The 11,834-nt window shown below is 54.2% G+C and carries 10 protein-coding genes and 1 tRNA gene; 8 read left to right on the top strand and 3 right to left on the bottom strand.

Going from position 1 to position 11,834, the window contains the following annotated elements; genetic code table 11:
* The first annotated feature begins 97 nt into the window (after positions 1-97).
* Positions 98-170, top strand: a tRNA-Lys gene (locus tag SFX18_12905).
* A 215-nt stretch (positions 171-385) separates the two neighbouring features.
* Complete coding sequence (locus SFX18_12900) at positions 386-2,635, top strand: DPP IV N-terminal domain-containing protein (GenBank protein MDX1964046.1); 2,250 nt, start codon at positions 386-388, stop codon at positions 2,633-2,635.
* A gap of 309 nt (positions 2,636-2,944) precedes the next feature.
* Here SFX18_12900 and SFX18_12895 read toward each other — a convergent pair whose 3' ends face one another.
* Complete coding sequence (locus tag SFX18_12895; GenBank protein ID MDX1964045.1) at positions 2,945-4,003, bottom strand: AI-2E family transporter; 1,059 nt, start codon at positions 4,001-4,003, stop codon at positions 2,945-2,947.
* A gap of 222 nt (positions 4,004-4,225) precedes the next feature.
* Between SFX18_12895 and SFX18_12890 the strand changes: the two genes are divergently transcribed.
* On the top strand, positions 4,226-5,461 hold the full coding sequence (locus SFX18_12890; protein MDX1964044.1) for a lysylphosphatidylglycerol synthase domain-containing protein: 1,236 nt from the start codon (positions 4,226-4,228) through the stop codon (positions 5,459-5,461).
* A 3-nt stretch (positions 5,462-5,464) separates the two neighbouring features.
* Here the strand turns inward: SFX18_12890 and cysK are convergent, their stop codons facing one another.
* A complete protein-coding gene (cysK, locus tag SFX18_12885; protein ID MDX1964043.1) occupies positions 5,465-6,427 on the bottom strand; it encodes a cysteine synthase A in 963 nt (320 codons plus the stop codon).
* Positions 6,428-6,887: 460 nt separating this feature from the next.
* Between cysK and SFX18_12880 the strand changes: the two genes are divergently transcribed.
* The 5 genes from SFX18_12880 to SFX18_12860 all read left to right on the top strand — a co-directional run bounded on the left by SFX18_12880 (position 6,888) and on the right by SFX18_12860 (position 10,380).
* A complete protein-coding gene (locus SFX18_12880) occupies positions 6,888-7,877 on the top strand; it encodes an SPFH domain-containing protein (protein MDX1964042.1) in 990 nt (329 codons plus the stop codon).
* Between the two features lie 229 nt (positions 7,878-8,106).
* On the top strand, positions 8,107-9,141 hold the full coding sequence (locus SFX18_12875) for a hypothetical protein (GenBank protein MDX1964041.1): 1,035 nt from the start codon (positions 8,107-8,109) through the stop codon (positions 9,139-9,141).
* A gap of 41 nt (positions 9,142-9,182) precedes the next feature.
* Positions 9,183-9,626 carry a PIN domain-containing protein gene (locus SFX18_12870; protein MDX1964040.1) on the top strand — a complete coding sequence of 148 codons (444 nt, stop codon included), beginning with the start codon at positions 9,183-9,185 and terminating at the stop codon, positions 9,624-9,626.
* The gene (locus tag SFX18_12865) at positions 9,613-9,852 is read left to right on the top strand and encodes a hypothetical protein (GenBank protein ID MDX1964039.1); all 240 of its coding nucleotides are present in this window, start codon (positions 9,613-9,615) and stop codon (positions 9,850-9,852) included. Before SFX18_12870 ends, SFX18_12865 begins: the two co-directional genes overlap by 14 nt.
* Positions 9,853-9,999: 147 nt before the next feature.
* Positions 10,000-10,380, top strand: a complete 381-nt coding sequence (locus SFX18_12860; protein MDX1964038.1) for a hypothetical protein — start codon at positions 10,000-10,002, stop codon at positions 10,378-10,380.
* Between the two features lie 111 nt (positions 10,381-10,491).
* Here the strand turns inward: SFX18_12860 and lhgO are convergent, their stop codons facing one another.
* The gene (gene lhgO, locus SFX18_12855) at positions 10,492-11,697 is read right to left on the bottom strand and encodes an L-2-hydroxyglutarate oxidase (protein ID MDX1964037.1); all 1,206 of its coding nucleotides are present in this window, start codon (positions 11,695-11,697) and stop codon (positions 10,492-10,494) included.
* Positions 11,698-11,834: the final 137 nt, after the last annotated feature.

The raw sequence follows: 11,834 nt of genomic DNA, 5'->3' as shown, positions 1-11,834 counted from the left end.
CAACGTGATCCTAAAGGGAGCATTTTTCAGCCCTTGAAAGTCAGGGCGGGTTGCGGTAATTTAGGGGATTACGATTGTTAAATCGTAATAAGATTTTGCCCTCTTAGCTCAGTTGGTAGAGCAGGTGACTCTTAATCACCGGGTCGTAGGTTCGAGTCCTACAGGGGGCAGTGAAATTTAAGATGTTTTTTGGGGGGCTGTGTACCCCCATCTGTATCTATAAGAAACATCTGTCTTACGGTGCGGTGATTACACCCTGTCATAGTATTCGCACACTCAATGATGCGGATCTGCTGAAGATTTGTCATAAATTACAATGGTGTAATCCAATCCCGGTGAGACAAACTACGCGGTTGCGGCCTAATAAAACAGGAATTGCCAAATTATGAATAGCGCAACAGCATTTGGAGTAATCGGTCTTGTAGCGGCGTCGATCGCCCTGCCGGGGCAGGCAGCCAACCCCGTAGCGGAGGCTAACGCCCGCATGCTGGCGCAAGCCGAAACGCGACTCATGTCGATCTACAATTCAGACGAATATCACATGCGATCCTTCGACGCCACCTGGCTGCCGGACGGTTCGGGATATCTGAAGTTGGAGACGCCCGAGGGCCAGTCCGGGCCAGAGATCGCACGCTACGATTCCGCCAGTGGCAAGCGCTCGGTGGTGATCGCCGGTGAAAAAATTCTCGTTCCTGGCACTACCGAACGGTTGCTGATCAGGGGATTCATCTGTTCGCCCACAGCAAAGTGGTTTCTGCTGCACGCAGACAAGCCCAGCAACGAGAAAGGCGGAGATCACTGGCTGTATGAACAGGGATCCGGTGACCTGCGTCCGGTGAAGTCCGGTGAAGGAGTGGAGTTCGATTCCAATGCGTTTTCGCCGGATGGCCTACGCCTGTTGGGTTCACGTGGCGCGGACTTGCTCGTTTTTGACATTGCCAGCGGTCGGACCACCAAACTGACCCGGGACGGCGACTCCGACGCTGTCAACAACGGCCGCGCTTGTTGGAGTCCGGACGGGAAATGGATCGCCTATGTTAGATCCGATTCGTCCGCGATTCCGAAACGGGCGGTCCTCGTCCCTGGCGATCCAACCTATCGCACTTTTCAAGAAACCCGGTTTGAACGGATCGGTGGGCCGATCCCCACGCTCCGCGTAGGAGTCGTCAGCGTGAATGGGGGCCCCACGCGTTGGATCGAGTTGGCCGATAAACCAGGCACCTTTTACCTTAATCCGTTGGGCTGGGCCGGGAATTCCGACGAAGTGCTCATCGATAAACTCAACCGCGGCCGTGATGCACGGGAAGTGTTGCTCGCCAATCACCTGACTGGAGCAATGACCAAAGCCTACGAGGCGACCGATCCCGCCTGGGTCGTGTCCTGGGTGGATATGGAACCCGGCTGCCTGGAATGGGTTCGCGACAGCAAGTCCTTTATCATCTTTAGTGAGCGGGACGGCTGGCGGCGCGCGTATGTCGTCTCGCGGGACGGTTCTCGCCAGACCCCGATTACCGCAGCGGGCAGCGACCTTATCGCCCCCGTCCAGATCGATGATAAGAATGGCTGGTACTATTATTACGCCTCGCCGGATAACGCGACGCAACGCTACCTATACCGTGCGCGCCTTGCTGGAACTGGCACACCCGAACGTCTAACGCCTGTGGATCAACCCGGCTCGCACAGTTATGTGTTTTCACCTGACAGCCATTGGGCGTTCCACACATATTCCACCTTCGACAAACCGCCGGTCACCGATCTGGTGGAACTGCCGGAACACCGGTCCGTACGTGTACTGGAGGACAACTCGGCTGCAAGTGCCCGCGTCAAGCCTCTCATTACGCAACCCACCGAGTTCCTCCAGCTTGACATCGGCGACGGGGTGGTGATGGACAGTTGGATGATCAAACCACGCGATTTTGATCCAGCGAAAAAGTATCCGGTGTTTGTGTTTGTCTATGGCGAGCCCGCCGGACAAACGGTTTTAGACGATTGGCGCGGCGGACAGGGATTCAGCCTGTTTCACCGTGCGGTGGCCGACCTAGGTTATCTCGTGGTTTCGATCGATAACCGCGGCACTCCCGGGCCTAAGGGTGCGGCGTGGCGCAGGGCGGTGTATGGCAGTCTCGGTCCGCTCTCGACCGAAGAGCAAGCCGAGGGCTTGAAAGCATTGGAGCGGCTCTGCCCGTTCGTGGACCTCTCGCGCGTGGGTATCTGGGGCTGGAGCGGCGGCGGTTCGAACACGCTCAACGCACTGTTTCGCAAGCCAGACGATTACCATGTCGGCATTGCCGTAGTGCCAAAGCCTCAGCCGCAGTATTACAACGCTGAGTATCAAGAGATATTCATGCGCACTCCACAGGAAAACCCGGAAGGTTATCGCACCTGTGCACCGATCAATTACGCCGAGGGTTTGCGCGGCGATCTGCTGATCATTACTGGCTCCGGCGAAACCAACACGCACATCGAGATCACCGAAGGACTGGTGGACCGCCTCATCGAATTGGGCAAACGTTTCGACTATTTTGTTTATCCCAACCGCGACCATGGCCTGCGGGAAGGGAAAGGCACCGAGGTCCACGTGCAGATGCTCATTGTGCGCTATCTCATCGAACACCTGCCTCCGGGACCTCGTTGAATGGACCTTCAAGTCAATCCACTGGTTCAGTACTTCGGATGACACAAATGACGCGCATTCTCATTTTTTAAATCCTTTGGGGCGGTGGTCTGTTGTGACAGAAATACGTTACCTTTTGTGACGTGCACAGGGTGGTGTCCACCTGTTACACCTTGCTCAGAGCACATTTCAACCATTCCGGGCCAAGTGTTGAACGCGAATATTCCTACCGTTACACCATTAGGCACTAAAATTTCGGCGTTTGGACACAAATCCCACCAATATTTTGAAATTAGGCCGAATTAAGCAACACACTTGTTTCAGCAGCCGCTAGGTCCGTACATTCAGCGTTGTAGTCTCCACCGGCCCTCGGCCCAACTCGCTTTGCAGCATTGTCAGCGCCGCCTGCAAAAAGACGACCGTCATTGGCCCCACAAATAGCCCGATCATTCCCAGGACCTGCACGCCTCCCAATACACTTAGCAACGCCAACAGGGGATGCAGATTTGTCCTCCCTTGCAGGACCAACGGCTTGATCAGATTATCCACCAGGGAAACCACCGCCCCGCCATACACGATCAAAAACACTCCGGGCCAGAATTTTTCCGCGATAAAGATTAGCCATAATGCGGCGGGAAACCAAATAATGGAGGCACCCACAAAGGGGATCACCGCGGTTAAGATGGTCGCGATAATCAAGAGCGTCAGCGAGGGCAAACCGGCAAAATAGTAGCCAATCCCGGCCAATAGCCCCTGTCCCAACGCCGACAATAGTGTCGCCGCCGCGACAGCCCGGCTGATCGAGGCAAATTCGTGAATTAACCGGCTTTGATATTGTTCATCCAGCGGGATTAACGCCCTGACGCCGGCGATCATCCGTTGTCCATCCAACAAAAAATAGAATAGCCCAATGAGCATAATCGACAGCCCGACTAAAAAGTCCAGCACGCGCATCGGCGTGGCGGCGGCAATCGGTCCCAGCACATCGCGGGTTTTGGTATACAAGACTTGCTGAATCTCGGCGGCGGTCAGCTCTAACGAAAAGCGTTTATTCACCCAGGCAACGCCGGTTTCCATGATTCGGGGATCAATGATAAATAGCTGCGGGTTTTCCACCAGTTGCCGCGCTTCCAGGATCAGGCTGGCGCTGGTGATCAAGAGCGGCACCGTGATCATCAGAAAAACCAAAAAAGTCACCAGGCTGGCGCTTAGATAGCGATACCCCCGGCACCTGGATAAGACCCATTCATGCAGGGGTTCAAAAAGAATCGCGCACAATAGCGCCAAAAATAGCGGCATCAAAAAGCCCGCCATGACTTGATAAAACAGATATCCAAACAGCGCCACCAGACAAACAAGCACTAATAACGTGGCTAGGCGGGGCATCATGATCGTGGGTCAAAAATGAGTAATGCGGGAGGTGGTGGCATTATAAAAATCGCGACCAGAATTTGCCTACCACAAACAAATGAGCTGAATGGGAAGGAGACATCATCGGCGGTTGGAATTGTTCAATTGCATCGCTCTTGGTAACAATAAGTGCGGGAGTTTCCTTTTTGGTCCCTCAAAAAATGATCGCGGCATGGCCCGACAGCGACGGAGCATTGTTCCTTGTCACCACTTGATCCACCCGACTCCAATCCCTACTCCACCACCCCGGCGCTCTCCGCGAACAGCGGTAACGCGCGGCAGTGGCTCTTATTCGCCGGAAAACTAGCGCTGCTGGCCCTCTTAGCCTGGGGGGCGCGGCAAACCCTGGAGCAAGCCTTCGACCAACTCCGCCGCGAACGTTTTTCCTGGGATCAGGTGCATTGGGGTTGGATCGCCCTGGGGGGCCTGTTGTATATTTTGGGCCAACTGCCCGCCGCGCAGTTTTGGTATGTCATCCTCAAAAATCTGGGCCAAAAACCAGGCTGGTACGCGGCCATCCGGGCCCACCTCATTGGCCATCTGGGTAAGTATGTTCCCGGCAAGGCGCTGGTGGTGGTGCTGCGGACCGCGCTTATCCGGGGACCGGGGGTCACCGCCGCAGCCGCCATCAAGGCAATTTTTTATGAAACATTCACCAGCATGGCCGTCGGTTCGCTGTTGGCCTGCTTGATCTTGGCATATTACCTGCAAAAAAACGGCGAACTATTGTGGCAATCGCTGGCCCATTGGCAGCCGATTCCCAATAGCACCATCGGGTCCGATCCGCGACTGTTATTAATTGCCGTCGGCTTGGCAATCGTCACCGGAATTCCCACGATTCCCGCCGTGTTTCGATATGTTGTGGGAAAAATGCGGATCAAACGGTTAAAAACCCGCGCCGAATCAATGACCAGCGGCGAAACCCCAGCGCAACCAATTCAGGCCTCCGACCCCCCCTTTTCCCCATCCGCTTCCGTTTCAGGGGTGAGTAATCAAACCACAAATGAGACGCCGGACTTTAGCAAAAGTCCGGAAAATGCAAAAATTCAACTGGCCGATGTCGCTGCCGATAGCCCTTTTGCCATTGTCCTGCGCGACATGTGCTGGGGTTGGTGCGGCATTGCCCTGGGCTGGTTATTACAAGGAGCCAGCCTCTGGGCGACGATCCAGGGGGTCGGAATGGACCTGTCGTTGGCGGAATATGGGCTTTTGCTAACCGCCTGTGCCGCCTTGGCCATTGTGGCGGGGTTTGCCTCGCTGATACCAGGCGGATTTGGCGTGCGGGAATTGGTATTTTTGGCGATCTTGGCCCCGCTGTTTCGGACAACGCCACTGCTCAACGTGGTGGTCCCGATCTTGTTGCGGGTCGAATGGCTGCTGGCGGAGTTGATCGTCGCGGGGGCGTTATGGTTCGCGCGGCCAGCCCCCAGGACGTAAATTCTATTCCGGAAACAGCTTTGTGCTCAGATACCGCTCGCCCAGGTCGGGTAGAACGACCACGATCAGTTTACCGGCATTTTCCGGTCGACGGGCAACTTGCAAGGCTCCCCACGCCGCCGCCCCGCAACTGATGCCGCACATCAATCCTTCCCGTTTAGCCAGATCGCGGGCGGTTTCCATCGCGTCGTCGTCCTGCACCTGAATCACTTCGTCAATGACTTCGACATTCAGCACTCCGGGAATAAACCCCGCGCCAATCCCCTGAATGGTATGCCGCCCCGGTTTGAGCGCTTCACCGTTGCGATGCTGGGTGATGACGGGGCTATTCGCCGGTTCGACGGCGATCATCTTTACGCCGGGTTTACGGCTTTTGAGGACTTCCCCCACGCCGGTGATCGTGCCGCCGGTGCCGACGCCGCTGACCACAATATCAACCTGTCCTTCGGTATCGCGCCAGATTTCCTCGGCCGTGGTTTTGCGGTGAATGGCGGGATTGGCCGGATTATTGAACTGTTGGGGCATATAGTAGTTGCTGTCGGCGGCCGCCATTTCGGTCGCGCGGCGGACCGCGCCGGGCATCCCCTCGGCCGCCGGAGTTAGGACCAGTTCCGCCCCGAGGGCCTTGAGCAATCGCCGACGTTCCAGGGACATGCTTTCCGGCATGGTCGCCATAAAGCGGTACCCCCGCGCGGCGCACACATATGCCAGGCCAATGCCCGTGTTTCCGCTGGTTGGCTCGATAATAATCGTCCCTTCCTTGATCTTCCCTTCGGCTTCGGCCGCGTCAATCATCGCCCGGGCAATCCGGTCCTTGACGCTCCAAAGCGGATTCATATTTTCGATTTTTCCGGCGACGGTCGCCACGCAGCCCCCGGTGATATGACGCAAGAGCACTAGCGGCGTACTACCAATGCACTGCGTGATGTCCGATTTGATACCCTTGGGCAAGGTGGTGGTGGGCATAAAAAAAATACCTTTCTGGGGGCTGGGCCTGCTGGAGAATGCTCTGTGGCGGGCGTCAAAATGTGGTGGTTTTTGCGGTTTTGTAACGTTTAGGGGAACCGCAAGTACCGTCAAACCGTGGTTAGGGCCGGGCAAAAACCGCCTCGCGCGGGAGTTTTTTCCAGAAAATCCCTTAAGCCCGCTTGTTCCGATTATAGGGATAGGAAAAAAAACTGGTCAACCGTGAAAATAATTTAGGGGAATAATCGCGGTCAGTTCACCGCCGATAGCATCGGCGGCTTTGGGGGCGTGAAGGGATGAGATCGCATTTTTTTATCGATTTTGTAAGGAATTTTGCATTTTTGATCGCTAGAACGTATTTTTAGGCAGGAAACGGCGTCTATTGACACTATTTGCGACTCCCTTTCCTCTCGCCTACCCAGTACCCTCTATCCACTTATCTCCCCCAGGATCCACGCCCATGCTCGGTTTTCGCTATTTAAAGCAGCCGCCAAATATTTACGTCGCCTTGTACAAATCGGGCAAGGCGGTCCGCGAGGGGGCGGGGCTGTCGTTTTGGTACTTTTCGCCGACGAGCGAGATTGTGCTCATCCCGCTTTCCAGCATTGGGGTGCCGTATGTCTTTAACGAGACCACAGCCGACTTTCAGGAAGTGAGCGTGCAGGGGGAGTTTACCTATCGGATCACCGAGCCAAAGAAGCTATCGACCCAGTTGGATTATTCGGTCACTCCCGATGGCAAGTACCGCACCGACGACCCGCAAAAGCTGCCGGAACGGATCACGCACATCGCGCAAAAGTTTGCCAGGGGATTTTTGCAAAAGCTGCGACTCCGCGAGGCATTGACCAGTGTCGAGGGATTGGTGGAAACACTCGGTTCCCAACTGCCCCAAGCCCCGGCCCTGCGCGAGTTGGGTGTGGAAGTGACGCAGTTTAATGTCATATCCATTAGCGCCCGGCCGGAAATGGCCAAGGCGCTGCAGGCCGCCGCGCGCGAGCAACTGCTGCGCGAAGCGGACGAGGCGGTGTACGAACGCCGCAACAATAGCGTTCTCTTGGAACGGACAATCAAGGAAAACGAGTTGCAAACAGAGCTAGTCGTCCAAAAGCGGCAACGCGAAGTGCAAGAAAGCCAATTGGCCGCGGAGATCGCCCTGGCTGAGACGCGGCTCAACGCCGATATCTCTCGCGAGACCGAGCGGTCCAAGTTAGTCGAACAAAGCAGCAAAAACGAGCAAGTCGCCGCCGACGCGCGGGCATATGCGCTGCGGGCCACACTGGAACCGATGCGAGGACTCGACTGGAAAACGATTTTTGCCATGTCGGGGAACGACCAAAGCAAGTCCGTCATCTCTCTGGCATTTCAGGAATTGGCCGCCAATGCGGAGAAGATACAAGAGTTATCAATTTCACCGGATCTGTTGAATACTCTGTTAAGAAGCAACGACTGAGAAGTGGAAAGTGGATACTGCCGAGTGGTAAAATTGTGGGTTGGGACTAGCCGCGGGAAGAGATCATTCATGGCGAATGTTTATCACGGCGCAGTCCCAACAAAGTAAGTGGGTAGTGCATGGTGGAAAGTGGATAGTACGGAGTGTTGAGTATTGGCTGTAATTAAAACGAAATCTTGACAACGACCAACTCGTAACTCGTAACTCGTAATTTGTAATTGCCTCACCGATGTTTGATACCCAAAATATCACCGTCATCACCCGCGAGACCCGCGTGGAACAATTGCGGGCCAAATGGGGGACCTTGGGCCAGGCGCGGTTTGTGCTGGAATCCGCGCGCGCTCGGGCGCGGGAAGGAATCGAGTCGGCTGGCAGCAAATCCACGTCTCTATCCCGGGGCAAAAAAAACGCAAACTCCGCCCAGGCGCAGCGACCGTCCGACGAAATGGGGGAATTTGCTTTTTTGGAAGCCGAGCACCAGCAATACGAAAGCGCGCTCGAGACCCTCGAACGGGATCTGAATTTTGGCCTGCCGGTTAAATTTCTAAAGCGGGAGTATGTCCCCACGTATGATTTTTCCCGCACAGCGGTCGTGATCGTCATCGGCCAGGATGGGTTGGTCGCGAACACGGCGAAATACGTGGGGGAGTTGCCCGTGATCGGCGTTAATCCCGATCCGCAGCGGATCGATGGCGTGCTCTTGCCGTTTACTTATGAACATTTGCGGCCGACAGTCGAGCGCGTGCTCGCGGGGAGATACCAGTCGCGGCGGGTGACTTTGGCGGAATGCGAACTGAGTGACGGGCAAAAGATGCTCGCTTTTAATGACTTTTTCATCGGGGCCAAAACGCACGTGTCGGCCCGGTACCTCCTTACCGCCGGGGAACAGCTAGAGGCCCAATCATCGAGCGGGGTCCTGGTGTCGACGGGGGCGGGATCCACGGGGTGGCTTTCGAGCGTGTTCAACATGGCGGCGGGGGTGAATGGCTTTTTTGGCAAAACATCGAACGAACGGGTCCAGTGGAGCTGGGAAGAGTTGCGGCTCTTTTGGGCGGTGAGGGAACCGTTTGTCAGCCGGACCAGCCAAGCGACGCTGGTGGCGGGAGAGTTGCGGGCCCGGGACCGTTTGCGGGTGGAATCATTGATGCCAGAAAACGGCGTGATTTTTTCCGACGGGATCGAGCTAGACTTTTTGAACTTTACCAGCGGCACGATCGCGCACATTGGCGTGGCGGGACGCCAGGCGAATCTGGTGGTGGGGTAGGATGGAATTGATTACAAAAATTTTTCGCCTAAAATGGAAGTATTGTATTACCCAAGCTTGTTCTATATACAAATGTTTTGATTGCGGGTCTGAAAAGTCAATTAGGGGCTTCCTACAAGCTATTGAGTTCAATTGACAAGGGATTGTTCCAAGTAGCTGTTTCAGTTCCGTTAGTTTTTGAATACGAGGCAGTTGCTAAACGACACTCACTCCTATTGGGCTTAACCTATAATGATATCGACGATATTATCGACTTTATTTGCAAAATCGCTGACCGTCGAAGTGTGTTTTATTTTTGGCGGCCTCAACTGCTTGATCCAGCGGATGAAATGATCCTAGAATTGGCGGTTACAGCGAAATGTGACGCTATTGTGACACATAATGTTAAACATTTTATAGGCATATCGCACAAATTTGAAATTGAAACTTGGACCCCCCAACAAGCCTTGAGCCACACTCCGGGAATAACCCATGAATTCAATTAGCGTTCACCTGCCAGACGATTTGCATGAGCAACTACGCGATGTGACAGACCGGGAAGGCACCTCTGTTAATCAATTCATTCTTGTGGCAATAACGGAAAAAATATCCGCGTTATTGGACGCGGAATACTTGCTCACGCGAGCAGAACGCGGTAGCGCGGAAAAGTTTAATATCGTGATGCAAAAAGTAAGCAATTCCGAACCAGAACCACACGACCGGCTGGAATAAATGGTACTGAAGAGGAACACTTGAGGGCGGAATTGCAACTTTTTTTGGTAAAGGCACGAGATGCATCCTCCACCACGATCTTGGTTTTCGTTTGTATCAAAGTTAAGTCTAAAAATTTCAACGGCACTTTTTCTGCTATGCGTGCTTGTGTTTTTGCTTTGCTCGCATCTTGATCCTTGGAAGAATTACTTAAGTATTAGTGAAGAATTCCACATCAGCATCTGGGGAAGAGGCTGGGATTCACGGATTGTAGTTTTTAATGATGCCGAATACGGTCCTTATAGGGGAAGTATTATCAGTCTTGTGGATGCAAACGGCAACGACTTAAATCCTAGGGTTCGAGAAGTGGCGTTTGGGACATATGCTGGCATTTACTATCGCTATTTTGAGTGGATAGATGACACGCTTTGGACTTTCATGCTGAGTATGTGGTATCCAATTATCGTGTTTGCGATAATACCGTTGGGTCATATCCTGATATACATAAAAAAAAGAGCGAGAGGAAATCAACACACGTTGCCTAAATGATGATAAAAAATGCAACGGCTGACACAAATATCGAAAAGGAATTTACACTCTCATTCATTATGGTGTAGCCGCAAGATCCATAATTTGTTTAAGTCCGACTTATTACCCCTCCTACCACCACTTTTTGCTCAGCCGTTCCGCCACGATTTGACCGATTGCCAGGGACGCCGTCGCCGCCGGGGACGGGGCGTTCAGTACATGCACCCCTCGCGTGCTTTCTTCGATGACAAAATCATCGATTAGCTCTCCCCGTGGTGAAACCGCCTGCGCCCGGATGCCCGCCGGCGCGGGCTGTAGATCATCGAGCGCGACCTGGGGGATCAACGTCTGTAACGCTTGCAAAAAGAGCGCCTTATTGCGGCTGCGGCGCATTTCCGCCCAGCCCATGCGCCAGTGTTTCCAGGCCAACTTTTGAAAACCGGTGTAGCACAGCGTTTCCCACAGGTCCCCCCAGTCGGGCTTGCCGGAATAATTTTCGCGACCCCAAGAGAGGACCGCGTTTGGTCCGCATTCGACCGTGCCATCGATTCGGCGGGTGAAATGCACGCCCAAAAATGGGAATCGTGGATCAGGCACTGGATAAATCAAATTGCGGCAAAGATGATTGGCGCTGGGCCGCAGTTGAAAGTACTCTCCGCGAAAAGGGACAATCTGTGCCCGCGGATCATGCCGGTCCATCCGCGCCAGCCGGTCGGATTGCAAGCCGCCACAGGTAATCAGCCACTTTGAGGTAAAATCCCCCGCGGTCGTGCGCAGTTCCACCTCGCTGGCGGTGGAATGGATTTGCTCCACCCGGGCATTCAGGATCACTCTGGCTCCGGCGGCTTGAATCAACTGGCCCAACTTTTCACATACCGCCGGATAATCCACAATGCCCGCCGCCGGCACATGAATCGCTCCCACACCCTGGGCGTGCGGTTCCAGCTTGGCTAGTTGCGCTTGGTCGATCCGTTCACAGGGGACGCCGTTGGTCTGGCCGCGCTCATAGATTGATTGCAGGCGGGGCAATTCGGCCTCGGTAGTGGCGACAATGACTTTGCCGCAAATCTCGTGCTTGATGCCGTAATGCTGGCAAAACTTGACCAGTTCGCGGTTTCCCCGCAGGCAGTTTTGTGCTCGTAATGTTCCGGGTTTGTAGTAAATGCCCGAATGTAGCACGCCCGAGTTATGCCCCGACTGATGGGCGGCCAGCCGATCTTCTTTTTCTAGCAGAATGACGGATTTATCGCGATATTTACGCAATAAAGCATAGGTCGTGGCCAAACCGATAATTCCCCCGCCAATGATCGCAATTTCAGCGGTGCGCGTGGAGGGCATGGCGGTATTGAGGTAAAATTATGCTAACGCTAGAACAAGGGTTAGATCACAGTTGTTACAGATTAGACTGATTTGCACAGATGAGTCTACTTAGCCACGGAGGGGACGGATTTTTACGGATGATGAATTTTAATCGT

This window comes from Pirellulales bacterium, assembly GCA_033762255.1.
Classification (GTDB): domain Bacteria; phylum Planctomycetota; class Planctomycetia; order Pirellulales; family JALHPA01; genus JANRLT01.
This window is presented reverse-complemented; position numbering and strand designations above follow the sequence as displayed.